This window comes from Acidobacterium sp. FHG110202_01, assembly GCF_059115305.1.
Genome location: NZ_JBZYWJ010000004.1, coordinates 274,578 through 300,153, shown reverse-complemented (window position 1 = coordinate 300,153; position 25,576 = coordinate 274,578). Strand labels below are relative to the sequence as shown.

Here is a 25,576-nt window from a genome sequence, read left to right as displayed (position 1 = left end):
TCTCTATTTTGTTTGTTTTCTTTGGTTTGAGAATTATTTTCTGGCTTGGGGGCTTGACATGCCACCACCAATACCTCAGAACGCAAACAGAGCGCGTTCCCGGGACCCCCGGAAGGCGCTAAGGCCGCCAAACTCCGCAAGATTCCTGTCCTCCTTTGCCGCGAGATATGGCAATACCCTGCGAACCTCCCACGTTAGCTTCGCGAACGTGGGGCACCCAGGTTTTTTCCCATGGGTCACGTTACCTCCACACAAGAATGGGGCACCCTCGATATCGACACCGAGACCGGTGTCATCCTTGTCCGCGAGGATTGGCATTACACATGGCACGCCGACCGGGGGTCAAGCCATTCACACTTGCACAAAAACGTGCCTTTCACAACCGTCTCGATCGCGAGATATGGGGCAAGTGGAGCTGGCATTTCCACGTCCATGCCCGGGGGAATGCACCATTCGCCCAACGCTTTGCGCAGCACACGCTGGTCATCAACTTCGACATCAGATGGATGCCCCACAATGGGCAATGGGAAGTCGAGGTTATTCGCGTCCAACCAGGCATGACATTGAACAACAGAACACGATCCAACGTCACTTTCTCCACCAGACATATCCAGCTTTTTTCCCTGTTATTTACCCCTTACACTGCCCAGACCGATACTGGTGTTACCAGACCTGGATTTCGTACAGGTCCGCACGAGTTCGGACATACGTTGAATTATCCCGATGATTACAAGCCGAATAGTCAATTTCTTGGAGACATTGACAGTATTATGAACATCGGTCAGCAACTTCGGAACCGTCATATTGCTCTCGTCATGAATACTCTCAACACCATGATTCATGGTGTAACATTTGAGCTTTAATATGCTTTCAGGTTTCAGGCTCGGCCTATTCACAGCATTCTTGTTCGTTGGCTGTTTTCTCGCCGCTGCAGACGATCCGCGCCAAGCCCATCAGTTCGTTTAGCGATGCCAGAAGTAGAGAAACATATCTTCTGCTTTGCACAGGCCAATTCAAGATGCGGTATAGCGCTCACAAAAGGCTTGAATGGGGCACCCGGGTTTCTACTTCTCCTGAAAAGAAAAATCCCGCAACAGCTTTGGGGCTGTTGCGGGAGTAGAGTGGCTGGTTTCAGAACTCGTACCGCAGGCTGAACTGCATCTGCCGTTCGGAGGCGTAGGTTTGACCCTTGGTGGTGACCTTTCCGAAGGTGCTGGCGGTGGGGGTGGTATTCGGATTGTCCAGGTTCGGGTGGTTGGTGAAGTTGAAGGCTTCTCCGCGGAAGATAAGGCGGTTGCTTTCGTGTGACGGAACGATCGGGAATGCTTTCTGGAAGGCGATGTTCCAGCTCTGGAAGCCCGGGCCATAGACCTGATTGCGGGATTCACGAGGTGCGAAGGTTCCTATATATTGCGGCTGATTAGGTGTCACAAAGACACTCTTGTTGAACCAGAGGTTGCCGCTGGTGCCGTCCGCCGCGCTCTTTTTGAGCAACTGCACGGGGCCGGTGCGGAACCACATCTGGTTGCCTGAACCAGGGCCGACGCCGGCGAAGTCATCGCCTGTAGAAACCGACAGCGGAGAGCCGCTCTGGAACTGGGTGGTTCCAGAAGCCTGCCATCTGCCGAAGACATTGCGGACGGCCCAGTTGGAGGCATGGTCGGCGAAAGGAATATCCCAAACATAGTTGATGACGACGATGTGGCGGGTGTCGTAGTCGCTGGGCCCATAGAACTCGAGCGGGTCATAGTAGTTGGGAATGTTGTTGCCGGCGTCGGAGGTCGAGTCCATGCTCTTCGACCAGGTATAGGCGACACCGAACATCAGGCCGCGAGCGACACGGCGCTTGAGGTTGGCCTGCAGCGCGTGATAGTTGGATCCGCCGTCGTTAGTTTCCTGCTGGATGACCGAGTAGCCCTGATACTGCCGCAATGCATCCGGGTTTACGCTGGTATTGGCGAGCCTTTGGCCCGGCAACAGCTGATTGATGTTTTCAAGATGCTGCAGGTGCACGCCGCGGCGTCCCACATAACCCAGCGTGAAGACGCCTAGCGTGGGAAATTCGTGTTCCGCCGTGAGCGTCCATGACCATGCCTCGGGTGAGGGGAAATGATAGGCATAGGAGGTCATGTTGATGGGGTAGTTGTTGGTACCGACGCCGCCGGGATTATCCACACCGCCAAAGCTGACGGTGGCCGAGGGCTGGAAGGGCGGATTGCCGCCGAGGTGGACGGTATCGCTGACGCCGAGGCGGTCGAAGAAGCGACCGGCGCCTGCGCGGATCACGGTCTGCGAATCGATGGCATAGGTGATGCCGATGCGAGGCTGGAGATTGGTCCAGACGAGCGGGTTATATCCACGGTCGAAACCATGAAGGGACTGGTAGTAACTGTTGTTCAAGATGTCGTCTGGAACGTGGCCTTTGGCGGAGCTGGGGAAGCCGCTGCCGGGAATTATGAGTCCGTCCATCAGGTTCGAGCCGGAAACAAAGCCGGTGGTGGGGTTGACGGTGGGGGCGGTCGATGGGTCATAGGAGGACGGCGAGAAGACCGACAGGTTACCCCAACGAGCGTAGTAGGGAAGCATGATGCTGTGGCGAAGGCCGAGCTCGACGGAGAGCTTCGGGGTGGGGCGCCACTGGTCCTGCACAAAGTACTCATACATGTTGCTCAGGAAGATGGTGTAGGCGCGGATGCCGATTTCGCCATAGGTATCAAAAAGGCCGAGGGCCGTATTTGCTACCGCGGCATTCGATGTGGGACTGCCTTTGCGTGAGTCGGAGAAGGTGAAGAAGCCGTTCTGGTTGTTGGTTGCTCCGGGGGTGGTGGAGCTGACGTTGATCTGATCGAAGTCGTTCTGGCTCTCGCGCTCATAGAGGAAGCCAGCCTTGAGCGTGTGCTTGCCGATGATCTTGGTCAGACTGTCGCCGAAGTCCCACACGACGCCGCCAGAGTGCGATGGATAGGGCCCGCCATCGAGGGTGTCGAAGTTAGCGATCTGGATGGTGGGAATCTTGTTGGGAATCTCCTTGTCTCCCTGGGGGAAGAGGAAGGGATAGTTGATGCCGTACTTGGTGCGGTCGTAGAGGCCGCTCGAGAGGTCGATACCGATTTTTACATGGTCTGCGCTGCCGGAGACGTAGGCATCGTTGACCATGGTGGGGCTGATGGTCCAGGTCCAGTGAAAGACGGCAACCTGGTTAGGACGGTCCCATACCTGCGGGGTGCGATTGAAGTTGCCGTAGTGTGGAGATTCACTGTTGTAGTTGTAATTCAGCAGCGAGAATCGAAGGTGATGGGCATCGGCGGGAAGATAGTCAACAACTAGTGTGTCCTTGCGCTGGTTTTCAGGATAGTTGGCCGCGTCGATCCAGTTATAACTTGGATTGTTTGCATTGGGGGCGGGATAAGCATTGAGCAATCCAAGACCATTGGCGCTGAGCTGACTGGCAGGGATGACATTGTTCGGATACTGCGCGCCAGTGCTGGGGTCGACAATATTCAGAGGAGATTGGCTATAAAAGATATTTGGTCCAAGCAATTCGCTGAAATTGCCCTGTCGCATCAGTGTTGTGGGCACTTTGCGCGTGGTGGTGTCGGCGTGGCGGTAGCGAAGGAATTCCTGTCCTGCCAGGAAGAAAAGTTTTCTGCGGCTCTCGTTGAAATGCAGGCCTGGGATATACACCGGGCCGTTGAAGTTCCATCCGAACTGGTTGAAGCGGAAAGCGCCAGGGTGGCCGGAAACGGTCGGATCCGAAGTGTTGGATTTGCGTATCCAGGTGTTGGCGTTGAAGAAGGAATTGCGCAGGTATTCAAAGACAGCGCCGTGAAAGTCGCTGGTGCCGCTTTTAGGAACGGTGCGGATGAGCCCGCCGGACGAGCGGCCATATTCCGCCGGGAAAGCTGCGGTCAAGACCTGCATTTCCGAGGTGGAGTCGACATCGGCCACGCCGACGCTGGTGCCGTTGCCGCGGCTGCGCACCATGGGGGCTCCGTCCCACATCTGGCCGCTCTCGCGGTAGTTTGAGCCATTGATGCTGAAGGGGCTGTCCAGTCCAAAGCCGAAAGCGGAGATGGAGTTGCCGCGGCGCACACCGGGTTCCATTTGCGCCAGGTAGATGGGGTTGCGGCCATTGAGCTGGATGGCTTTGACCTGCTGCGCGGTGACGAGCTGACCGACGGCTGCGGTCTCGGTCTGGACGACGTTGGCATTGGCGATAACGTTCACAGTGGTGGCGGAGCTGCCGACTTTCAGCGCGGCATCGACGCGCAAGCCAATGCTGGGGTCGACATGGGTGTGAGCCTGGACGTAAGTCTCAAAGCCCTGGACTTCGATGTGCACGGAATAGTTGCCAGGGGAAAGATTGGGAATGGTGTAGAAGCCGGCGTCGTTGGTAGTGGCGGTGCGTACAGCCGAGGTGGCCTCATTGGTGACGGTCACGGTCGCGCGGGGGAGCACGGCGCCGGCAGAATCAGAAACAGTGCCTGAGATGGATGCATTATCAGACTGGGAGTGAAGGGTTGGAACCAGTAGTAGCGCGCACAGCCCCAGGACAAGGGCCAGCGATGGCCTCCATCGAATGAACATAGCATTTCTCCTCGTAAGTCTTTCCGTAGCTTGCTCGTGATTCGCTATTTTTTTATGGAAACGTTACTCCGCCATTTAGCGGGGGTTGGAATCGTTACCAGCTACCCGCGTGGAAATCTAGTCATTCAGCAGAGTCGTTGTCAAGCAAAACTATGCGGCGAAGGTGGGAAAGTCCATTGTGAATTTCCTTAGAAAATATTTCGATGGAAATTCAGCATTGCGGCCACAGTAGCAATGCCGTAGTCTCATCAACACACATGAAGACGCTCTCCGCTGCCGATGCTCTCGGGCCTGCCTTCCGGCGGGTGCGCGAAGTGATGTTTGCGCCCTTTCGCCTGGGGTTCTTTCTGAAGATTGCACTGGTGGCGGCGCTGACCCAGCCGAGCTTCTATTCGCTGACGGTTTCCTATCCGATGCAGGGGGCTCAGACGGCTGCAGGAGCTGCGGCACGGCATTCCGGGCAGCTGAACTTTGTGTCCGCTGATCCGGCATCTGTGGGTTCTTCGGGCGCGGCCGGATCAGTGGCGGTTCTTGTGATTTTTGCTGTCATAGCGCTGATCGGGCTGCTTATCTGGCTGGTAATGGCGTACCTGCTCAGCAGGCTGAGATTCACGCTCTTTGACCTGGTGGTCTATAAGCGCGGCCATGTGCGCGAGTCGTGGGGAAAATATGCACGGCAGGCCTGGCGCTACTTTGGGGTGATGCTGCTGGCATCGCTGGCTTTTCTTGTTGCGGCGGCGGCTACGGTGGGTCCCTTTTTTGTGCGCATGGTGAAACATTTCAAGGATATTCCCGGAGGCAGTGGAGCGAATGCGAATCCATGGCCTTTTCTTGCGCAGATGCTGCCGATGATCGGTGTCTTTCTGTTGCTGGGGCTGGCGTGGATTGTGGTGGATGCTGTGCTGCAGGATTTTATTCTTCCGCCGATGGCGATTGAAGACGCGCCGATCGAAGGGGCGTTTGGCCGATTCTTTGCTCTGGTGAAGGCTGATGCGGGCTCCATTGCTGTCTATATCCTGTTGCGCTTCGTGGTGGCGGTGGGCATCAGCTGGGTGCTGATGATGGGAGTCTTTCTGGCGCTGCTGCTGCTGGGGCTGGGTGGCGCGGTTGTCGGGGTTGGCCTCTTCCATGCCATGTGGAGCGGCGGTCTTGGCTTGCGGGTGGTCTTTGTCCTGATCGCAGCAGTGCTGGTGCTTGTCGTGCTCGCGCTTTACCTTGTGGCGATTATTGCGGTCTATGGGACGGCGGCGGTCTTCAAGCAGTCTTATGCCGCGTATTTCTTCGGGTCGAGATATAGGGAGTTGGGGAATCGACTGGAGCCTCCAGAGGATGAACTGGCCGGAGTGAGGATGGAGCCTCCGTTGCCGCCGCTGCCTTCTTTGGGGGAGCCGCCACCTGTCTATTAAAGAACCGTCGCTTCTCATCTGCATTGTGACAGTCCCGGCGAAAAGCAGATCCTTTCGACTGCGTTCCCTTCGGTCACGTGCAGGGCATGACAGGTTGGGAACTGCCGCAGCCTGACGAGACCAGATCACTCGTATCTGGATCGACTACTTGACATTTTATGTAATTTGGTGCATAAGGTTAAGCCCTCAAAGGAGTGGAAAAATGAAATCAGTTCTTTACTTCCTTGTGGGATTCGCTTTGCTGTTAAGTGTTGATTCGAGAGCGCAATTATGTACTCTCGGGGCTGTATATGAAGTGCAGCGCGCCTAACTGTTCGTCAAGCCAGGTCTATGTCACCTGTTTTGTGAATGCGGTCGCCGGTTATTTCCCAAGGATGGGAACGGCCAACTGTGGGGCGTGCGGTGGAATCGTCCCAATTTGTGAGCAAGGGCCCGCAGGATGTTATGAGACCGAACTACGGCGTCCTGATGTTCAGGAGCGACTAGAAAAACTAAATGACACAGCGTCAGTGTACGTTGTGAATTGCGATGGATGGGTGAGGCGATTCCATCCCACTTTTACTGAATCAGCAAAACCAGCTAAATCAGCTGGTGGTGCTTAATCATGAAGAACCAGGTCATGGCAGGAGTGCTGGTTGCACTTGCTTCTCTTTCGTGGGCACAGACAACCACCTCGGCTAGTCCTACCTCATTACCAACAACCAAACTCGAATTTGCCACAACCGGCGGAACGGCTGTTACCTTCCCCTCGAAGGTGATGTATCGGCTGCCACTCTGTAGTTCTAAAGGCGTATGTTATGCGATGTTTGTATTAAATCCGGCCACGGGGCCCGTGCCTGTAGCTAACAGTTTTGATCTTTCAGGACAAAGTCATGTTATCAATCCAAACACAATTGACAACATGGGATCCACGCAAGTTCTAGGGCTTGCGCCGGTTGAACGTGGCGTTGCTGTACTCTTTCATGGTGTGACCAGCGACGACAATGTCATCGGCCAAAGCAAGACCGCTAAATCTGATACTCAGCCTTCAAAAGTGAAAGTAAAAGTGGAGGGTGATTTTCTTGCGTCGTATAACCCTGACGGAACATTGCGTAGCGTTCATCACCTCGACTTACGATTTCAACCATGGCAGATTGCAACTCTTGGATCTGATCAATTTATGTTGCTTGGCTTCGATAAGTTAAACCAGCGCCCTGTCATCGTTTCTGTCGACACAAGCGGAGAGATAATACGATTCCTGGACCAAGAAGGCGCACTGCCAAGTGCCGATGAATATAAAAGCCTTATCGAGAAGCTTGTCGGCAAAAATAGAGCAATGCTAAGTTCCGATCCAGCGGTGCAAAATGTCGCCACGTTATCTGTTGGTATCTCAGCGCTGGAGTTTGGTTACACGGGCGACCGTTTGCTGCTTCTCCAACCAGGGACAGATGCACAGCTTTGGTCTATCTCCCCTGGAGGTGCGATCCAGACAGTTAAATTAAAAATTCCACAGGGTTTAAAAGCGGACTCTATTCTTTCTACATCTGACGGGAGTTGGCTAATACGAGCTTTTGTGTCCGAGGACACTGCAACATTGTTGGAGTTTGATCCCGAGAGTGGGGAAGTGCGAAGACAGATAGATTCTCAAACGGTGCCGGCTACGAGCATCTTTTATAAGAAAGATGACACGTACTATGCCGTGTGGTGGAACGGAGACCAGCCGCTCATTGTTAAAAGTAAGTAGGAAAGGACGTGTCTAATAAGGCACGTCCTCGTCTTCAGGTTCGGCGGCGTCGCTCGGCTCGGCTACAGCGACCTTGCTGTAGTCAATGCGGAGGATCGTTTGCGCAATGATCTCCATCACCCTCGCCGGTCACGCCGTCCTTATCGGTGAACTTTCCCGTCTTGAGCTTGCCAAAACTCTGTGGCAGGGATGCCTGGCGCATATCCTACAGGTTATGCGGGTTCTCGTCATTGGCGGCACTGGTTTTCATCGGCATACATATTGTGCGTCAGCTCGCAAGCTGCGATCACGTAGCCGCCGTCTACCATCGCGGTCAGACGCAGGCCCGAGAAACTGCCTGCACAGTTCCTACACAGCCAAAAATAGGCATATTATCCACAATAAAAACAATCTAATACGAAAATCTGTTTTTATTCGCCCAGGATGACAATCGTAAGAGATACGGATTGTTGACCGGAAGTGGACAGAGATCGTCCGGATATGGACAGTGGCTTTTTGCTGTCTCTCTTCCATCCTGATTGATTTCAAGCATTTCATTGGGCCGTGGAATGGCCATCAAGATGCGAGATCGTCACTGGAGGTGTCTCATGGCATTCCTCGAAGACTTGCGTTTTGCGCTGCGGCAGCTGGCCAAGGCTCCGGGCTTTGCGGTGACTGCGATTGTGACGCTGGCGCTGGGTATCGGGGCGAACACGGCGATCTTCAGTGTGATTCATGCGGTGCTGATGCATCCGTCGGGAGTGGATGCTCCGGAGCGCGTGGCGGTGATGCGCACGAAGTATGCGCGGCTGAACCTGGATTTTCCGGTGGTTTCGGTTCCTGATTATGCTGATGCGGCTGCGATGAAAGACCAGGTAGAGGCGGCAGCCCTTGAACAGGGCGACAGCATGAACCTTATCCACAATGGGGTGACGCAGCATTTCACTGCTGATCGCGTGACCTGGCAGTGGTTCAACGTGTTCGGCGCGAAACCAATTCTGGGGCGGACGTTTGTGCCGGAAGAAGATCATCCGGGCGCGAACCAGGTAGCCGTGCTGAGCTATACAGCATGGCAGCGCGTGTTTGGCGGCGATCCGAAGGTGGTTGGGCAGAGCGTGATGCTCGATCAGAAACCATACCGCGTGATTGGCGTGATGCGCAGCGACTTTGACTGGCCGCGCGGCAAGGATATGTGGGTTCCGATGGGACTGGCTCCTGATGAATATAGCGACGGAAACCGGCATTCCGAGAGCTATCATGCGGCGCTTCGGCTGAAGCCGGGCGTGAGTGTGGAGCAATTGAACGCTGGGCTGGCGGCGAGGACGCGCGCGGAAATTCTGCGTAGGGGGCAGAACAGCTTCAGCGGCAGATCGGGATGGGGGATGGCGGCGACTTCACTGACGGAGTTTGCCGCCGGGCAGCTGCGCAAACCGCTGTACGTGCTGTTCGGAGTTGTCGTGCTGGTGCTGTTGATTGCTTCCGCCAATGTTGCCGGATTGTTCCTGGCACGGTCTTCGTCTCGCGCACAGGAATTTGCGATTCGCACAGCGCTGGGTGCGAATGCCTGGAGGCTGATCCGGCAGATGCTGACAGAGACGCTGATGCTGGCAGTGGTCGCGACCGTGATCGGCATCGCGCTTGGGCCGGTATTCGGGCGCATGCTGCTGTGGCTGGTGCCGCAGAAGCTGGCTGAGGGATACGCGGTGCAGATGTCGCCCGGTGTGCTGGTGTTCACGGCCGGCATTGGATTGCTGACGGCTTTGATGGCAGGGCTCGCTCCGGCCGTGAAGGTTGTGCGCGCGCAGAAACGGCTTGAATTGCACGACGGCGGACGGAGCGCAACGGCTTCCATTGATAAGCAGAGGATGCGCGGCGCTTTTGTGGTTGCCGAGGTTGCGCTGGCATTTATGCTGCTGACAGGTACCGGGCTTTTTCTGACGAGTCTGCGGCAGCTGCAGCAGGTGAATCCGGGCTTTACTCCGCGGGGCGTCGCTGTGGGGAATGTGTATTTTTCCGATTCGAATTACCGGGACGACCAGAAGCGGCAAAACACGTTCGTTGCTTCTGTGCTGGATAACCTCAGCGCGCAGCCGGGTGTGAAGGCCGCGGCTGCGATTACTTTTCTGCCATTCATTGATGCGGGTAATGCAAACTCTTTCGAGATTGAAGGACAGCCTCACAGTGCCAACGATCCGGGGCCACATAGCCAGATAGCTTTTACCACAGCGAATTATCTGAAGGCGATGCAGATTCCGCTGCTGGCAGGGCGATGGATCAGCGACGAAGACCGCACCGATACGCAGCCGGTGGTGGTGATCGATCAGCACCTGGCGCAGAAGTACTGGCCTCACCGGAATCCGATTGGACAGCATTTGACCTTATACAGTCGAACGCAGTGGTGGGAGGTGATTGGCGTGGTGGGCGATGTGCGCATGAGCTCGCTCGAAGAAGATACGAGCGATGGGATTCGTTATGTCCCATATGCGCAGGGGCCGCACGATACGGCTGCCTTCGTTGCGCGTTCGGATGGCGATGCGGCGGATGTGATTGGCGGGATCAAGCGCGCGGTGACTGCGGTCGATGCGTCGCAGACGATCTGCGATACGGGCACGATGGAGGCGGCAGTCAATGCTTCGCTGGCTCCGAGGAAGCTGATTGTCTGGCTGCTGACGGCCTTTGCCGGGCTGGCGCTGCTGCTCGCTTTGATCGGCATTTATGGGCTGATCAGTTATGTAACCGTGCAGCGTACAAATGAAATTGGGATCCGCATGGTGCTGGGAGCGCAGCGCAGCAATGTTGTCGGGCTCATCATGAAAAGCGCGCTGGGATGGGTGGCAGCCGGGCTGGTCATCGGCATCAGCCTGTCCTTCGTTGTCGCTTCCTTGTTGAAGCATGCCTTTGCCGGATTTGGCGGCGGTGTGGTTTCTTCGCTTGCTATATCCATAGCTGCACTGCTGGCTGTGGGCGCGCTTGCCGGATTGCTCCCGGCGCAGAGGGCGGCTTCGATTGATCCGGCGCGGATATTGAGGAATGAGTAGACAGGGTGCAGCGCTCAGGGTGCAGTGGTTCCCACCCTATCGTCGAACATCACGACGATAGGATGGGGCACCCTTTGATGTGGCTGCCGATGCGAAAAGCAGGTTCTTCGACTTCGCTACGCTTCGCTACGCTTCGCTCAGAATGACAACCTGTTGGTATTGCCCAGGATTCCAACCTTTGTATGATGTGGGAACAGATCATTCATTTGCGCCGTAAGGAGAAGTATGCTGGCTATTTCTGAAGATGTCCGCTATGCATTGCGGCAGTTTCGCAAGGCTCCCGGATTTACAGTCACCGCGGTTTTGACGCTGGCGCTGGGCATTGGAGCGACGACGGCCATCTTCACGCTGATCCATGCGGTGCTGCTGAAGTCGCTGCCGGTGGTGAAACCGGAAGAGCTGGTGCGCATAGGCGATCACGAAGATTGCTGCATCAACGGCGGCCTCAGGGACAACTGGTCGATCTTCTCCTTTGAACAGTACAAGACATTCCGCGACAACAATCCTGACTTTGAGCAGATGGCGGCTTTTCAGGCAGGCCGCGACCAGATCAGCGTGCGCAGGCAGGGAAGCGATCATCCGGCAGAGAGTTTTGTCAGCGAATTCGTCTCCGGCAATGCGTTTGAGACACTTGGCATTCAGGCCTATGCGGGGCGGTTGCTGCAGCCATCGGATGACTACAAGGGCGCAGCTCCCGTGGCAGTGCTGAGCTATCGCACATGGCAGCAGAAATTCGGGCTCGATCCATCGGTGATCGGCGCGAACTTTATCGTCAATGGATTTCCTTACACCATTGTGGGCATAGCGCCGCCGGGCTTTTATGGCGAGCGGCTGGCGAGCGATCCGCCGTCGTTCTGGATTCCTCTGTCGAATGAGCCGCCGATTGACGGCGTGATGGCGGTGTATGACCGTCCTGATCTTTACTGGTTGAACGTTATTGGGCGGGTGAAGCCGGGCACTAATACCAAACCGATCGAAGCGCGCATGCAGGTGCAGCTGCGGCAATGGCTGCTGAGTCCGGTGAGCAAGATTGAGCAGCGCAGCCAGTCGCTGATTCCAAAACAGACATTGCATCTTGCTCCGGGCGGCAGCGGCGTGCAGAGCATGCGCGACGAATATCGCGACGGGCTGCGGCTGCTGATGTGGATCTCGTCGTTCGTGCTGCTGATTGCGTGTGCCAATCTGGCGAACCTGATGCTGGTGCGCGCGGCTACGCGGAAACAGCAGATTTCTGTGCGCTCGGCGCTGGGCGCTCCCAGGGCTCGGCTGGTGCGCCAGGCGCTGACGGAAAGCATTGTGCTGGCGGTGATGGGAGGTATTGCCGGAATCGTCGTCGCTTATGGGGGCACCAAACTGATTCTGCATCTTGCGTTTCAGAAATCGTACATACCGATCCAGGCGACGCCATCGCTTGAAGTGCTGGCGTTTGCTTTTGCTGTTTCGCTGGTGACGGGTGCGCTGTTCGGAGTCGCTCCGGCATGGATGATGGCGCATGCCAATCCGATCGACGCGCTGCGCGGATCGAACCGCACGACTGCGCAGGGGAGTTCGATTGCGCAGAAATCGCTGGTGGTGGTGCAGGCTGCTGTTTCGCTGGTGCTGCTGTGCGCTGCCGGACTGCTGACGCTGAGCCTGCGCAATATGCAGCACCAGAACTTCGGCTTCGATGTGAAGAACCGCTATATTCTGCATATCGATCCGCAGATGGCCGGATACAAGCCGGAGCAGATGGATGTGTTCTACCGGCAGCTGCACGATGCGCTGTCTGCGATTCCGGGCATCAAGAGTGTTGCGTATTCGTTGTACAGCCCGATGGAGGGCGACAACTGGGGGACAGGAGTCTATATCGATGGGCAGGCGCCTCCGCCTCCGGGAAGCGATGAGAATAGTGCGTCCTGGATACGCGCCAGCGCAGATTACTTCGATACGGTCGGCACGAAAGTCATTCAGGGCCGCTCGATTCGCGAAAGCGACACATCTTCAGGGCAGATCATTGCGCTGGTGAACAAGACATTTGCCAACAAGTTCTTTAAGGACGGCAATGTCATCGGCAAGCATTTCGGTATTGATCTGAAGCAGCCCGGGATGTATGAGATTGTCGGAGTCACAGAAGACACGCAGTACTGGAGCCCCACGGAAAAAATACGGCCCATGTTCTTCCTGGCTGCGCACCAGTGGGAGAAGTATGACGACCCTGACCTGCATACGTTTTCGCTGGTGTCCCACACAAAGATGAATGCGGTGGAACTGCGCACCGGCGGCTTTGTGCCCGGACTCGAAGCGCAGGTAAGACGGGCAATCGCGCAGGTGAATCCCAATCTTACTGTCATTGATTTCCGCACCTTTGCTGAACAGGTTGAAGGCAATTTCAGCCAGCAATCAATGATTGCGCAGTTGACTTCGCTCTTTGGCCTGCTGGCGCTGGTGCTGGCGTCGATCGGACTCTATGGGGTGACGGCGTATTCGGTCGCGCAGCGCACCAGCGAGATCGGCATTCGCATGGCTCTGGGTGCGGACCGTGTGGCTGTTCTGAAGCTGGTGCTCGCAGGCGCATTTCTTCAGGTTGCGATCGGGCTTGCGATCGGAATTCCAGCGACGATTTTCGGCGGGCGCGCCATGGCGAACCAGCTCTTCGGCATCAAGCCTTATGATCCTGTGGTTCTGCTGATTACCACGGTAGTGCTGCTGGCGGCGGCGTTTGTTGCGGCGGTAGTGCCCGCGCGGAGGGCGGCGAATACGGAGCCTATGCAGGCGCTGAGAACGGAGTAGGGACTGTTAGGCGACTTTCTTAGATGGGTGATGATGAAGGCGGATCAGATCTTCTGATTTCAAGGGAACAAGCGCGTATGTCATGCCTTCGTCATCACTGAACTCGACTTCGGCAACCGAAGGGGAAAGAATTTCAACGATCGTACCAACCTGCCCACGGACGAGTCCGTATTCGGGTATGTCTTTTAGGACTGCGACAACTGCAAGAAGCTCAAGTTCGGCCATATTCCTCCTCAAGCAGACACGACATAGCACGTTACAAAGCGTGGGGCATCTTCTTCGCGGCGCACAATCCAGATGCTTCTGATCGTCGCCGATTTATTCAGGTGGCTCATCCTGAAATCAATTATGTACCGGGTGCCATACTTATCGGAAGCACCAATGGAGCAGTCCTCATTTCTTGCAGCATGCAGCAGGGCCTGACGAAGATTTTCAGCGTGTGTCTCGTCTATCGATAGTGCTGAGGCAAAAACGCGCGCTTTATGACGTCCGCGTATATGCTTCGTGCTTAGACAATATTCGCTGAGTTTAATTACATCGACAGTGGCAACTGCTCCATTTGGTAGTTTCATCGGGACTCGCTCTTGTCCCGTGCCCGCACTTTGAACCATATCGGTGAGCCTTCGAAGCTGAAGGCATGGCGCACCTGGTTTTCGAGAAATCGCTCGAAGGAGAAGTGCAGCTTTACGTCGCGATTCGTAAAGAGAATGAAAGTCGGCGGCGCGACGGCGGCCTGCGTCATGTAGAAGATACGCATCTTTTTGGAGATAGGAACTCCAGCGCGCTCGAAATCCACGCGCTCGAGGAACTTGTTCATCTGGCTGGTGGAGATGCGCTTGCGCCGCTCCTTCGCTACGCGGATGATGGCGTCGAGCACGCGAGGGATATTCGTTCCTTCTGCGGCAGAGATAAAAACGACAGGAGCATAGGACAGATATTTGAGCGTGTCGCGCAGTTGGCGCTCGAAGATCTGCCGGTCTGCCGGAGGTTTGCCGTCGGTGCGTTTCGTTGTTACCAGGTCCCACTTGTTGACCACGATGATTACGGAACGGCCGCTTTCGTGCGCGTAGCCACCGATGGTTGCGTCCGATGCGGTCACACCTTCGGTGGCATCGATGACCAGCAGTGCTACGTCGGCGGCTTCGAGATGCTTGCGCGCCATGACTACGGACAACTTCTCGGCCATCAAATGTGTCTTGCCCTTGCGCCGGATGCCTGCCGTATCGACAATGCGGAGCTGCTGGCCTGCGTGTTCGATGACTTCATCGACAGCGTCGCGCGTGGTTCCGGCGATGGGCGAGACGATGGCGCGCGTTGATCCGGTGAGCGCGTTGAGCAGTGTGGATTTGCCGACGTTGGGGCGTCCGATGATGGCGACGCGTGTTTCTGCCTGCTCAAATTCACCGTGCGTGCGGTGCACGGTTTGTTCGGCTGGAGCTTCTTCTTCGTCTTCGGACTCCGGAGCTGTTTGGTCTTCCTCAGGGAATGCGAGCACGGCGAAGACCTCGTCGAGCAGGTCGCCGATGTTGTGGCCGTGTTCGGCGGAAATGGCAACGAGGTTTTTGATTCCCAGGCGGCGGAAGTTTTCGGCGGATGCGTCGAGGGCTTCGACATCGATCTTGTTGACGGCGAGGAAGAGCGGCTTGCCGGTTTTGATCAGGAGGCGGGCGAGGTCGATGTCGGGCGAGGCGAGTTCAGTCCGGCCATCGACGACCATCACGATGACCTGCGCTTCTTCAAGAGCGACGCGCGCCTGGCGGAAGATTTCGGCCGGGATGAGGGCTTCGTCGTCAGGGATGATGCCGCCGGTATCGACGATGCGGGCGACGCGGCCCTCCCACTCGACTTCGCCATAGATGCGGTCGCGCGTGATGCCGGGCTCATCGCCGACGATGGAGCGGCGCGATCCGGCGAGGCGATTGAAGAGCGTCGACTTGCCGACGTTCGGGCGTCCTACGATGGCGAAGAGCGGCATTGTCTGCTCTGCCGGACGGTATTTTTTTGCGGATTTCTTCAAAGTGGCTCGCTGATCTTCAGACAGCTGTGCAAAATGATTCAAGGCGCATATGGGAACGCGTCCTCTACAGATTTTACAGAGTTTCTAAGTCTGTATATTCCAGCAGGATAGCTGGTCGAGCAAGCAAACTACTTTCGATGCTAACTTTAGGGCAAAATGAAAGCCTGACTCCTTGTATGCTATAGGAGAAGATTAGGCGAATATTTCAGTGTCTTCCATTCCTCAAGCTCCCGCTCTGCCTTCACTCTATGACTTCTTCGCGCCGGGAGGCATGCTTTCGCGCTCCAGTCTGCCGTATGAGTTCCGCAAGGGGCAGCTGGAGATGGCGCAGGCTGTCGAGCGTTCTCTCAAGGAACACAAGCACCTGATTGTCGAGGCGGGCACGGGGACGGGCAAGACGCTCGCGTATCTGCTGCCAGCGCTGCGTATGGGGCAGCGGGTAATCATCTCTACCGGGACGAAGAACCTGCAGGAGCAGCTTTACTTCAAGGATGTTCCGTTTCTTGAGTCGCTGCTGGGGCCGCTGCGTGTCTGCTACATGAAGGGGCGGAACAACTATCTGTGCCGTCACAAGTTGTATGCGCTGCGCGACCAGCCGATCCTGAACGGCCTGGAAGAGATTGAGCAGTACCGCGCCATCGCCGAGTGGGAGAAGACAACGGAGACGGGCGATCGCGCGGAGATTGATTCGCTGCCTGAGACCAGCGCCGTGTGGGCGAAGCTTGATGCGCGCAGCGATGCCTGCCTGGGGCAAAACTGTCCGAACTACGAGCGCTGCTTCATTACGGAGATGCGTCGCAAGGCGGCTGAGAGTGATGTGGTGATCGTGAATCACCATCTGTTCTTTGCCGATCTTGCGATCAAGCAGCAGGCCAAGGCTGCTCCCGATGCCGGTGTATTGCCTGATGCCGCAGCGGTGATCTTTGACGAAGCGCATGAGCTCGAAGATGTGGCGTCCAGCTACTTCGGCATCAGCCTGAGTAATGTTCGTTTTGAAGAGCTGGCGCGCGATCTTGAAACGATGCTGCGGCCCAAGCAGGCGCTGAGCAGCAGCCTGCAGTCGGCTTCGCAGCTGCTGCGTGAGCGGGCGCGGATGTTCTTTGGCGCTCTGCCCATGGGAGCGGGCGGCGAAGGGCGCATGCAGTTTCATGAGCGCGAAGAATTCCTGGAGGTGCAGGGCGATCTCTACATCAATCTGCTGAATGCGCTGCATCGCCTTGAGGGCGAACTGGAGCGCGTGCGCGGAGTGGAGGAAGCTCCAGGGTTGAAGAAGCGCACGGGAGACATTCGCGAGCACCTGAAGTTTCTGATGGAAGCCGATGACCGCAACACGGTCTTCTGGCTGGAACGCCGCAATGCGGGGCGAGTACGCGAGGCTGGTCGCAATACTTATCTGCAGGCGACTCCGATTGATGTTTCGGAGCTTCTAAGCGAGCTGCTGTTTGAGAATTTTCCCAGTGTGATTCTTACCTCGGCCACGCTGACGGTGCAGGGCGGCTTTGAGCATATCCGCAAACGCGTGGGCATGCGCGATGCGCGTGAGCTGGTGGTGCCTTCGCATTTCAAGTACGGAGATCAGGCGCTGCTCTATCTGCCGCCGGAGATGCCTGATCCGCGCGACGCCAACTTTCAGGAAGAAGCATCGACGCGGATACGCCGAGTGCTTGACATTACGGAAGGCCGCGCCTTCTGCCTCTTCACCAGCTACCAGCAGATGCGCGATATCTATGAGCGGCTCCTGATGGAGGTCCCGTATCCGCTGCTGCTGCAGGGCAACGCGCCGCGCAAGGCTTTGCTTGAGGAATTCCGTAATACTCCCAACGCCGTGCTGTTTGGCACTTCGAGTTTCTGGCAGGGCGTGGATGTGCAGGGCGAAGCGCTGAGCTGCGTCATCATCGACCGTCTTCCGTTTGCTGTTCCTACTGATCCTGTCGTGCAGGCGCGCATGCGAGCGATTGAAGAGAATGGCGGAAGCCCATTCTTCGAGTACCAGGTGCCGTCGGCAGTCATCACGCTCAAGCAGGGGTTCGGACGGCTGATCCGTTCGCTCGAAGACCGCGGCGTGCTGATGCTGCTCGATCCGCGCATCCAGCGGCAGCGCTATGGCCGGGTGTTTCTCGAAAGCCTGCCGCCTTACCGCATCACGCAGGACATTGGCATGGTCGAATCGTTTTTTCGTTGACCACATATCGCCGCGTGCCTCAGAGTGGCTATAAGAAAAAGAGGCACAACCTGAAATGCGAATCCATCCAAGAGTGGTTGCTGCATCACTCATTTTTGCCGCTGTCTGCGCTGCTCAAACTCCATCGGCCAATCCGCTTCAGAAATACATCAAGGAAGATGCTGCGGTCATTGTGCTGAACAATGTGCGACTGATCGATGGCACGGGCGCTCCGGCGCGTGAGCGGATGCGGATTGATATCGATCACGGCAAAATCACGAACGTCCAGAGCGCGATGCTGCGCAATGCGTTTCCTGCAGGCGCGAAGGTGATTGACCTCGAAGGGAAGACGGTGTTTCCGGGGCTGGTGGGCATGCACGAGCATCTGTATTACACCACGCCGCTTGCTCCGCAGGATGGGGTTCCATATTTTGGCGAGGCGCCGGACTCCGGGCCGAGACTCTATCTTGCTGCCGGAGTGACAACAGCACGCACGGCAGGCAGCGTGGAGCCGTACACGGACATGCAGCTGAAGAAATCGATTGATGCGGGCGAGCTGCCGGGGCCGAAGCTGCGCCTGACGGCACCGTATCTTGAGGGCGCTCCGACAATTGGCCCGCAGCTGCATGAATTGAAGGACGCGGCTGATGCAGGCCGGCTGGTGGATTACTGGGCTGGAGAAGGCGCGACTTCGTTCAAGGCCTACATGCACATCACTCCGGATGAATTGAAGGCAGCGATTGAACACGCGCATGCCAAGGGCTTGAAGATTACCGGGCACCTCTGCTCGATTGGCTTTACCGAAGCCGCTGACATGGGCATTGACAACCTTGAGCATGGGTTCGTTGTGGACACGGAGTTTTATTCGCAGAAGAAGCCCGGTGTCTGTCCGGGGCAGCGCGGGCCGATGGCGGAGATGGCGAAGAGTCTCGATGTGGAGAGCGCTCCGGTGCAGAAGATGATTCAAAACCTCGTGGCCCGCCACGTTGCAGTGACCTCGACGCTGGCCGTTTTCGAGAGCTTTATCGGGACGCGCGCGCCTATGGAGTTTGAATCCGAACAGAAATCTTCCATGTCGCAGGAGTCGTGGTCGCATGTGCTTGAAACGCGCGCGCGTCTGGCGGAGGGCGCTGATAAATCTCCCTGGGGTGTGCTGCTCAAGAGAGAGATGCAGTTCGAGCACGACTTCGTAAAGGCTGGCGGAATGCTGATGGCGGGCTGCGATCCGACCGGCTTCGGCGGAATTCTTGCGGGGTTCGGCGACCAGAGAGGGCTTGAGCTGCTGGTCGAAGCGGGATTTACTCCCGTGGAAGCGGTTCATATTGCCACGGAAAATGGCGCGAAGTGGCTGGGTGAAGATGCTTCTATCGGCACGATCGCAGTGGGCAAGGCTGCGGATATCGTCGTGGTGAATGGCAATCCTGCAGGCAAGATCAGCGATATAGAAAAAGTCGACACGGTTTTCAAGGACGGCGTGGGCTACGATCCCGTGAAACTGCTGGAATCCGTGCAGGGACTTGCCGGAATTCGCTAGCATAAAACGAAGGCATGGCCCGGAACCTCTACATACTCGCCGGCACTCTTCTGCTGTTTGCGCTTATTTCCTGCGGAATGGTGTATGTCGGTAACTCGCAGCCTGGGTTGCCGGGGAACGGCTCTCTCTGGAAGACGACTTCGCTCTTTCTCGCGCTGGGCGGGCTCATTGTGGCGCTGCTGGGCGTGCTGACGGCGCTGTTTGAGCAGGTGGACCGGCGCGTGGAAGAAGAGCGCTTCCGGCAGCGCGCCCGCAAGCGGCGCTAGTCGCGAAAAGATACAATAAGTGATGGGCTAGGCAGTGTCTGACAAATCCATTTGCGCTCTGGCCGGGGCTGAAGCCCCTATGTTTTCGGTTCTATTCACCGGCCTGAAGGCCGGTGCTTCTACCCGAAAACCATGCTTTCTGATTCGTCAGATACTGCCTAATCTGCCCGTGAGAGAGCAATCAAAGCATGTATGAAGTGACTGTGGAGCGCGGGTTTTCCTCCGGACACTACCTGCGCAATTACAAAGGCAAGTGCGAGAATCCGCACGGCCACAATTACAAAGTTCGCATTACGCTGCGCGGCGAGAAGCTGGACGTGGCTGGTCTGCTATTGGATTTCAAGGACCTGAAGCATGTGATGCGTCCGGTGATCGACCGTCTCGATCACCAGATGCTGAATGACCTGGAGCCGTTTACTGAAATCAATCCGTCGGCGGAGAACCTGGCGCGCTACTTCTTTGACGAGACGAACAAGCAGCTCGAGGAGATGACGGCGGGCCGCGTCCGCGTGAAGGACTGCACTATCTACGAGACCGACACGACTACGGCGACCTACTACGAGTAACTGCCTGTGTATCTGATCGAGATTTACAAATCAGTTCAGGGGGAGTCGAGCTTTGCCGGCCGCCCATGCATCTTTGTGCGGCTGGCGGGGTGCAACCTGCGCTGCTCGTGGTGCGATTCGGAGTACACCTTCAAGGGCGGTTACAAGCTTTCTGACGACGAAGTTGTCGCTGAGATCGAGAAGCTTGCTCCGGTGAAACTCATCGAGTTTACGGGCGGCGAGCCCCTGCTGCAGGAGCGCGAGCTTGTTCCACTGATGGAGCGGCTGCTGACCGATGGCTACGAGCTGATGATCGAGACGAGCGGCGAGCGGCCTCTCGACCGCGTGCCCGCTGCAGTGCACAAGATTGTCGATGTGAAGTGCCCGGCTTCAGGTGAAGGCGGCAGCTTCCGGATGAGCAATCTTGAATTTCTGACGAAAGGCGATGAGGTCAAGTTTGTCATTGCTGATCACGGCGATTATGAGTTTGCGCGCGACTTTATCCGGCAGCATACGCTGGAAGCCCGCGTCGGCAGCGTGCTGCTTTCGCCTGCCTTCAGCAAAGCTCCGTCAACTGCGCGCAGCACAGAGAATTGTCTGCTGGATCCGCGCGAGCTGGTGGAGTGGCTGCTGGCCGATGGCCTCAATGCGCGGCTGAGTCTGCAGATTCATAAGTATGTCTGGGAGCCGCAGAAGAAGGGCGTGTGATGTCTTACTGCGGCTGTGTCTGCAGGTACTTGTCGAAGGGAATCTCAAAATAAAACAGCTCTTTCCCGTCGGCGTCCTTGATCTGGCGCAGCAGCAGTTTCGCGCCGTGCAGGGGAGTGGAGCCTAATCCCTGAATGTCGTAGAAGAGAAACCCGGCGCGCGTGGTGTGCGGCTCGACGACCAGCGCTGCGTATTCGAAGTCTGAAAAGTCCTGCTCGACTTTGCTGTTCGGCGTTTTGGGTTTGGTGTGGATCTTGATGGGGCCTACGGGAATGTGCGATCCCGTTTTGTCGCGCAGCGAGATGCGGCGCTCGATGTCGTCCGGCTCTGCGGCGGGGATGCGGTCGCCATTGGTATTGATGAAGTTGATACGCGCTTCATTGAGCGAGATGGGGCGGTCACCGCTGTTGGTGATGATGATGCGGATGGGCAGGAACTGGTGGTCAAGATAGTTGACGCGGAACATCTTGACCTTTTCTTCCGTGTTGTAGGGCTCGGCGGCGATGGCGACGTGCTCGTTCTGATGGACGTCGACCGCAGGGTACGTGGCGGCGTCTTTGGCCTGCGGCGGGCCGTGCTCGAACGCGACAGACATGGGGGCACAGGCAGCAAGCAGCACAAGAGAGAGCAGGAAACGCAAGGGCATCATTCTGCCGACAATTATCATCGTTGATTAAGACCTTCGCAAAGTAAGATTAGTAAGCTGATGCTGCTTTTTTACAGCCTTGCTCTCACCCTTGTGCTTGTTGCCGGCGCTCCTTACTGGATTTTCCGCATGGCTACGAGCGGGAAATACCGCGAAGGGTTGAGCGAGCGGCTGGGGTTTGTTCCCAAAAGACTGCTGGGCAGCGATGATCAGCTCGTCATCTGGGTGCATGCTGTTTCTGTAGGTGAGCTTCTGGCTGCGGCACGCATGATTACTGAACTGCGCGGACGGATGCCGGGATGGAGGGTCGTAGTTTCTACTACGACGAAAACAGGGCAGGCGCTGGCACGCGAGCGCTTCGGTGCGGAGAACGTTTTCTATTTTCCGCTGGATTTTGCCTTTGCTGTTCGCGCGTATCTGCGTGTGCTGAAGCCGCGCATGATGGTGTTGATGGAGACGGAGTTCTGGCCGCGTCTGCTGGTGGAGTGTCGGCGCGCGCAGGTTCCGGTTGCGGTGGTGAATGCGAGGATTTCTGACCGGTCGTGGCCGCGCTATCTGCGATTGAGATTTCTATGGAAGCGGCTGCTCAATGGGTTGGCTCTGGTTCTTGCGCAAAGTGAAACAGATGTAGAGCGGCTGCGGGCCATCGGCGCTGCGAATGTGCGTTATGGCGGCAACCTGAAATACGACATTCGTACTGGCGAGCCCGCACTGGTCACACTGGAGTTGAAGAAGCAGATTGAGCCGGGGACCAGGGTGCTCGTCTGCGGCAGCACGCTCGATGGCGAGGAGAAGATTCTGCTCGATGCTGCGTCTTCTGATGCTCTTGTGATCCTTGCGCCGCGCCATCCGGAACGGTTTGAAGCAGTGGCGCAGCTGATCGAGAGAAGTGGGCGCAGGTGGGTGCGGCGCTCGCAGTGGATGACTGCGCCGGGACCGTTGCCTGCCGGGTCTGTTTTTCTGCTCGATTCGATTGGCGAGCTGGCTTCGGTCTATTCGCTGGCCGATGTTGCTTTCATCGGCGGAAGCCTCGTTCCTGCGGGAGGGCACAATCCGCTGGAGGCAGCGCAGTTTCGCGTGCCTGTGGTGATGGGGCCTCACTATGAAAACTTCCGAGCGATTGTGGAGCGGCTGCGTGCTGCTGATGCCATCCGGATTGTTTCGACTGATGGCGTCGGCGCAGAGCTTCAGGCTTTGTTCGAGGACGAACAGGCAGCGCGTTCTCTTGGAGAGCGCGCCTACAGTGTTTTTTCTGCGGAAGCAGGAGCGACTGTGCGTGCTGTCGATGCTCTCGTGCAGATTGTTGGAGGAAAGGCGTGATGCGGAGCATGCTTTATCCGCTCACTCCGCTCTATGCTGCTGCTATCGCGGTGAAGAATGCTGCGTATGATCGCGGATGGACCCGCGCGCAGCGGCTTGCATGGCCTGTGATCAGCGTTGGAAATATTTCTGTTGGCGGCTCGGGCAAGACGCCGTTTGTGATCTGCCTGGCGAAGCTGCTGATGCAGAACGGATTCCGAGTGGATGTGCTTTCGCGCGGATATGGGCGCGATTCGGATGCGGTGGGACGGGTCGATACTGCAGGCAATGCAGATCGGTTTGGAGATGAGCCGCTGTTAATTGCGCAGTCAGTGGATGCGCCCGTTTATGTCGGCGCTAGCCGTTATGAAGCGGGGTTTCTGGCGGAGAAACATGAGTCCGGGCCGCTTGTGCATCTATTGGACGATGGCTTTCAGCATCGCAAGCTGGCCCGTGATCTGGATATTGTTCTTGTCCATCGCAGCGATTTTTCTGAGACGCTGCTGCCAGCCGGGAATCTGAGAGAGCCGCTCCCTGCGCTTAGTCGGGCTGGAGCAGTTGTCCTGCGCGAGGAAGATGCTGGATTGGAAACGCAACTCAGGCAGCGAGGCATTGCTACGCCGGTCTGGCTGATCCGGCGCGCAGTTACTGTGCCTTCCGATGCAGGCAAGACGATTGCGTTTTGTGGGATCGCGCGACCGGAGGAGTTTTTTTCATCTTTGCGAAGGAGCGATATTGAACTGGCCTCGGCATGTGCTTTCGCGGATCATCACCGGTATTCCGATGAGGACCTGCGGCAGTTGATGCAGAGCGCGCGGTCTGTCAAAGCAGATTCATTTCTGACGACGGAGAAGGACTTTGTCCGATTGTCGCGGGGACAGAGGGAGCAGTTGGGTGCGGTTGCGCCACTCAAGGCAGTGGAGTTAGTAGTTCAGTTGTTGGATGAGGGCTTGGCAATGCAGTGCATTATGCAGTTAAGAGATTAGAAGTTAAGGGCGTGAACAACCCCAGGTTAGCTACGCTTCGCTCCGCGAACCTGAGGCACCCGGCCACCCGACTGTGTGAATCCTTCGACTTGGCTCCAGCTTTTATGGCTATCGGAGCAAACTGCAGGTTCTTCGACTCCGCGCTGCGCGCTTCGCTCAGGATGACAAATTTTGAATTGCCACCAATAAAGCGACCAACGGGAGCGGCGAGTAAGTCGCAGTCGCTATATACAGGCAGGAATGGCGCCGAAAGGCGCGTGTGCCTGGACGGCCAGTCCCGTGAGAAAATTGAAGTTTGCCACCAGATCATCAGACATTGCGGGTGCTCATCGTGAGACTGGGCGCGATGGGGGACATTCTTCATGCCCTTCCAGCGGTTACAGCCTTGCGTGCAGCGCATCCGGAGTGGTTTCTGGGCTGGGCAGTAGAGCCGCAGTGGCGCGGGCTGCTTGCCGCGGAAGGCGCGACGGCGCGCGGGCCAGCCATGCCGGTTGTGGATCGGATTCATACTGTTTCCGCGAAGCAGTGGGCACATCATCCGTTGGGCCGCGATACTCTCGAGGACATTCGAGGCATAAGAAACGAGCTGCGTGCCGTGCATTACGACGTCTGCGTTGATCTGCAGGGAGCGGTGCGTTCTGCGGTGCTGGGAAAGTTTGCGCATCCTGAGCGGCTGATCGGAGAAGCAAGGCCGCGCGAGTGGGCGGCGCAGTATCTGTTCGACGAGCGCATTGAGACGCATGGCGTGCATGTGATCGAGCAGGCGGTAGAAGTGGCCAATGCTGTTGTCGAGGAGAAGCTTTCTCTGCTGCAGCCGTGGCTTCCGGTAAGCGAGTGCGCCGAGCGGTGGTGTGATGCGCAGGCAAATCTATTTGTGATTCTGAATCCGGGAGCAGGCTGGGGAGCAAAGCGTTGGCCCACGGAACGATATGGCGAGGTGGCCCGAGCGCTTCATGAGAAAGGTTATGGAGTGGTGATCAATGCCGGTCCAGGAGAAGAAGCATTGGCCCGAGAGGTAAATGCTGCGAGCGGTGGCGTCGCTGTTGTTCTCTCGCCGAACCTGGATCAGCTGATTGCTCTCACGCGCCGCGCGTCGCTGGTGGTTGCGGGCGATACTGGTCCGCTGCACCTGGCTTCTGCATTAAACAGGCCGGTTGTGGGGATTTTCGGGCCGACGGACCCGGCGCGCAACGGTCCGTTTGGCGGACGCTTCCGCGTGCTGCGGCATCCCGAGAGCAGGCGCGACCACACGCGCCATGCAGCGCCCGAGGCTGGGCTTTTGACAATTACGGCTGAAGCTGTGCTCCAGGCTGCCGATGAGCTACTGAAGGAGGCTGCCGAAGATGGCCGCTGACTGGAGCAGAGTTGCGCGACGCATCCGCGTGCCCATGGGGTTTGTCTTCGCCGTGGTCTATCTTCTGCTGGCGCGGCCCACGTTTCTTTCGATGGCATGGAGCCTGGCGCTTGTGCTTCCCGGCCTGTGGCTGCGCGGATACGCCGCCGGATATGTGAAGAAAAACGCCGAGCTGACCGTGACCGGGCCATACGCTTACACGCGCAATCCTCTGTATCTGGGATCCATGCTGATTGCTTTCGGTTTTGCTGCCGCGTCCATGAGCCTGGTGATTGTGCTGCTGCTGGCTGTGCTGTTCGCGATCATTTATATTCCGGTCATCCGGTCAGAGGAAGAATTTCTGCGCCAGACGTTTCCGGGATTCGATGCGTATGCCGCGAGTGTTCCGCGCTTGCTGCCGCGGCTCGGTCCGGCGCGAATTGCAGGCAGTGTGGCGGGCAGTTTTTCATTTCCGCTATACAGGAAACATCGCGAGTACAATGCACTCATAGGGGCGGCGGCCATCTATGTTGTGCTCGCCCTCAGGGTTCTTTATCACCATTAAAAGAGTGAGCACAC

19 protein-coding genes are annotated in these 25,576 nt (G+C 57.0%); 14 read left to right on the top strand and 5 right to left on the bottom strand.

Annotated elements, in window-relative coordinates; all coding sequences use genetic code 11:
• Positions 1-323 precede the first annotated feature (323 nt).
• A complete protein-coding gene (locus AC5S16_RS10280) occupies positions 324-863 on the top strand; it encodes a hypothetical protein (protein WP_493929968.1) in 540 nt (179 codons plus the stop codon).
• Between the two features lie 268 nt (positions 864-1,131).
• On the opposite strand, the gene AC5S16_RS10275 is transcribed toward AC5S16_RS10280, so the two are convergent.
• Positions 1,132-4,587 carry an outer membrane beta-barrel protein gene (locus tag AC5S16_RS10275; protein WP_493929967.1) on the bottom strand — a complete coding sequence of 1,152 codons (3,456 nt, stop codon included), beginning with the start codon at positions 4,585-4,587 and terminating at the stop codon, positions 1,132-1,134.
• Between the two features lie 203 nt (positions 4,588-4,790).
• Between AC5S16_RS10275 and AC5S16_RS10270 the strand changes: the two genes are divergently transcribed.
• The 4 genes from AC5S16_RS10270 to AC5S16_RS10255 all read left to right on the top strand — a co-directional run bounded on the left by AC5S16_RS10270 (position 4,791) and on the right by AC5S16_RS10255 (position 13,502).
• On the top strand, positions 4,791-5,993 hold the full coding sequence (locus AC5S16_RS10270) for a DUF7544 domain-containing protein (RefSeq protein ID WP_493929966.1): 1,203 nt from the start codon (positions 4,791-4,793) through the stop codon (positions 5,991-5,993).
• 604 nt (positions 5,994-6,597) lie between these two features.
• Complete coding sequence (locus AC5S16_RS10265; protein ID WP_493929965.1) at positions 6,598-7,716, top strand: hypothetical protein; 1,119 nt, start codon at positions 6,598-6,600, stop codon at positions 7,714-7,716.
• A gap of 587 nt (positions 7,717-8,303) precedes the next feature.
• Positions 8,304-10,733, top strand: coding sequence for an ABC transporter permease (locus AC5S16_RS10260; RefSeq protein WP_493929964.1), 2,430 nt, complete (start codon positions 8,304-8,306; stop codon positions 10,731-10,733).
• Positions 10,734-10,958: 225 nt separating this feature from the next.
• Positions 10,959-13,502 (top strand): ABC transporter permease, encoded by a 2,544-nt coding sequence (locus AC5S16_RS10255; RefSeq protein ID WP_493929963.1) that lies wholly within the window; start codon positions 10,959-10,961, stop codon positions 13,500-13,502.
• Positions 13,503-13,508: 6 nt separating this feature from the next.
• Here AC5S16_RS10255 and AC5S16_RS10250 read toward each other — a convergent pair whose 3' ends face one another.
• From AC5S16_RS10250 to der, 3 genes are read right to left on the bottom strand one after another with little or no spacing between them, the layout of a single operon-like run.
• The gene (locus tag AC5S16_RS10250) at positions 13,509-13,727 is read right to left on the bottom strand and encodes a DUF4926 domain-containing protein (RefSeq protein ID WP_493929962.1); all 219 of its coding nucleotides are present in this window, start codon (positions 13,725-13,727) and stop codon (positions 13,509-13,511) included.
• Positions 13,728-13,735: 8 nt separating this feature from the next.
• The gene (locus tag AC5S16_RS10245) at positions 13,736-14,074 is read right to left on the bottom strand and encodes a DUF6883 domain-containing protein (RefSeq protein WP_493929961.1); all 339 of its coding nucleotides are present in this window, start codon (positions 14,072-14,074) and stop codon (positions 13,736-13,738) included.
• Positions 14,071-15,477 carry a ribosome biogenesis GTPase Der gene (der, locus tag AC5S16_RS10240; RefSeq protein ID WP_493930219.1) on the bottom strand — a complete coding sequence of 469 codons (1,407 nt, stop codon included), beginning with the start codon at positions 15,475-15,477 and terminating at the stop codon, positions 14,071-14,073. The genes AC5S16_RS10245 and der overlap by 4 nt, the downstream gene beginning before the upstream one ends.
• A gap of 250 nt (positions 15,478-15,727) precedes the next feature.
• Between der and yoaA the strand changes: the two genes are divergently transcribed.
• The 5 genes from yoaA (at position 15,728) to AC5S16_RS10215 (ending at position 20,733) form a co-directional block, all read left to right on the top strand.
• Positions 15,728-17,701, top strand: a complete 1,974-nt coding sequence (gene yoaA, locus AC5S16_RS10235) for a DNA repair helicase YoaA (protein WP_493929960.1) — start codon at positions 15,728-15,730, stop codon at positions 17,699-17,701.
• A gap of 55 nt (positions 17,702-17,756) precedes the next feature.
• Positions 17,757-19,214 carry an amidohydrolase family protein gene (locus AC5S16_RS10230; protein ID WP_493929959.1) on the top strand — a complete coding sequence of 486 codons (1,458 nt, stop codon included), beginning with the start codon at positions 17,757-17,759 and terminating at the stop codon, positions 19,212-19,214.
• 14 nt (positions 19,215-19,228) lie between these two features.
• Entirely contained in the window at positions 19,229-19,480 is a 252-nt protein-coding gene (locus AC5S16_RS10225) for a hypothetical protein (protein WP_493929958.1), read from the top strand.
• Between the two features lie 188 nt (positions 19,481-19,668).
• On the top strand, positions 19,669-20,046 hold the full coding sequence (gene queD, locus AC5S16_RS10220) for a 6-carboxytetrahydropterin synthase QueD (RefSeq protein ID WP_493929957.1): 378 nt from the start codon (positions 19,669-19,671) through the stop codon (positions 20,044-20,046).
• 6 nt (positions 20,047-20,052) lie between these two features.
• On the top strand, positions 20,053-20,733 hold the full coding sequence (locus AC5S16_RS10215; protein WP_493929956.1) for a 7-carboxy-7-deazaguanine synthase QueE: 681 nt from the start codon (positions 20,053-20,055) through the stop codon (positions 20,731-20,733).
• Positions 20,734-20,737: 4 nt separating this feature from the next.
• On the opposite strand, the gene AC5S16_RS10210 is transcribed toward AC5S16_RS10215, so the two are convergent.
• Positions 20,738-21,382: a hypothetical protein gene (locus tag AC5S16_RS10210; RefSeq protein WP_493929955.1), complete on the bottom strand. Its 645-nt coding sequence runs from the start codon at positions 21,380-21,382 to the stop codon at positions 20,738-20,740.
• A 57-nt stretch (positions 21,383-21,439) separates the two neighbouring features.
• Here AC5S16_RS10210 and AC5S16_RS10205 point away from each other — a divergent pair, with 57 nt between their 5' ends.
• The 4 genes from AC5S16_RS10205 (at position 21,440) to AC5S16_RS10190 (ending at position 25,562) form a co-directional block, all read left to right on the top strand.
• Complete coding sequence (locus AC5S16_RS10205; protein ID WP_493929954.1) at positions 21,440-22,699, top strand: 3-deoxy-D-manno-octulosonic acid transferase; 1,260 nt, start codon at positions 21,440-21,442, stop codon at positions 22,697-22,699.
• On the top strand, positions 22,699-23,664 hold the full coding sequence (gene lpxK, locus AC5S16_RS10200) for a tetraacyldisaccharide 4'-kinase (RefSeq protein WP_493929953.1): 966 nt from the start codon (positions 22,699-22,701) through the stop codon (positions 23,662-23,664). The genes AC5S16_RS10205 and lpxK overlap by 1 nt, the downstream gene beginning before the upstream one ends.
• Positions 23,665-23,959: 295 nt before the next feature.
• Positions 23,960-25,018 (top strand): glycosyltransferase family 9 protein, encoded by a 1,059-nt coding sequence (locus AC5S16_RS10195; RefSeq protein ID WP_493929952.1) that lies wholly within the window; start codon positions 23,960-23,962, stop codon positions 25,016-25,018.
• Positions 25,008-25,562 carry a methyltransferase family protein gene (locus tag AC5S16_RS10190; protein ID WP_493929951.1) on the top strand — a complete coding sequence of 185 codons (555 nt, stop codon included), beginning with the start codon at positions 25,008-25,010 and terminating at the stop codon, positions 25,560-25,562. The genes AC5S16_RS10195 and AC5S16_RS10190 overlap by 11 nt, the downstream gene beginning before the upstream one ends.
• The last annotated feature ends 14 nt before the right edge of the window (positions 25,563-25,576 follow it).

Coding starts and splice junctions, on each gene's coding strand:
- AC5S16_RS10280 (WP_493929968.1), top strand. CDS start 324: ATGGCACGCCGACCGGGGGTCAAGCCATTCACACTTGCACAAAAACGT.
- AC5S16_RS10275 (WP_493929967.1), bottom strand. CDS start 4,587: ATGTTCATTCGATGGAGGCCATCGCTGGCCCTTGTCCTGGGGCTGTGC.
- AC5S16_RS10270 (WP_493929966.1), top strand. CDS start 4,791: ATGGAAATTCAGCATTGCGGCCACAGTAGCAATGCCGTAGTCTCATCA.
- AC5S16_RS10265 (WP_493929965.1), top strand. CDS start 6,598: ATGAAGAACCAGGTCATGGCAGGAGTGCTGGTTGCACTTGCTTCTCTT.
- AC5S16_RS10260 (WP_493929964.1), top strand. CDS start 8,304: ATGGCATTCCTCGAAGACTTGCGTTTTGCGCTGCGGCAGCTGGCCAAG.
- AC5S16_RS10255 (WP_493929963.1), top strand. CDS start 10,959: ATGCTGGCTATTTCTGAAGATGTCCGCTATGCATTGCGGCAGTTTCGC.
- AC5S16_RS10250 (WP_493929962.1), bottom strand. CDS start 13,727: ATGGCCGAACTTGAGCTTCTTGCAGTTGTCGCAGTCCTAAAAGACATA.
- AC5S16_RS10245 (WP_493929961.1), bottom strand. CDS start 14,074: ATGAAACTACCAAATGGAGCAGTTGCCACTGTCGATGTAATTAAACTC.
- der (WP_493930219.1), bottom strand. CDS start 15,477: ATGCCGCTCTTCGCCATCGTAGGACGCCCGAACGTCGGCAAGTCGACG.
- AC5S16_RS10230 (WP_493929959.1), top strand. CDS start 17,757: ATGCGAATCCATCCAAGAGTGGTTGCTGCATCACTCATTTTTGCCGCT.
- AC5S16_RS10225 (WP_493929958.1), top strand. CDS start 19,229: ATGGCCCGGAACCTCTACATACTCGCCGGCACTCTTCTGCTGTTTGCG.
- queD (WP_493929957.1), top strand. CDS start 19,669: ATGTATGAAGTGACTGTGGAGCGCGGGTTTTCCTCCGGACACTACCTG.
- AC5S16_RS10210 (WP_493929955.1), bottom strand. CDS start 21,382: ATGATGCCCTTGCGTTTCCTGCTCTCTCTTGTGCTGCTTGCTGCCTGT.
- AC5S16_RS10205 (WP_493929954.1), top strand. CDS start 21,440: ATGCTGCTTTTTTACAGCCTTGCTCTCACCCTTGTGCTTGTTGCCGGC.
- lpxK (WP_493929953.1), top strand. CDS start 22,699: ATGCGGAGCATGCTTTATCCGCTCACTCCGCTCTATGCTGCTGCTATC.
- AC5S16_RS10190 (WP_493929951.1), top strand. CDS start 25,008: ATGGCCGCTGACTGGAGCAGAGTTGCGCGACGCATCCGCGTGCCCATG.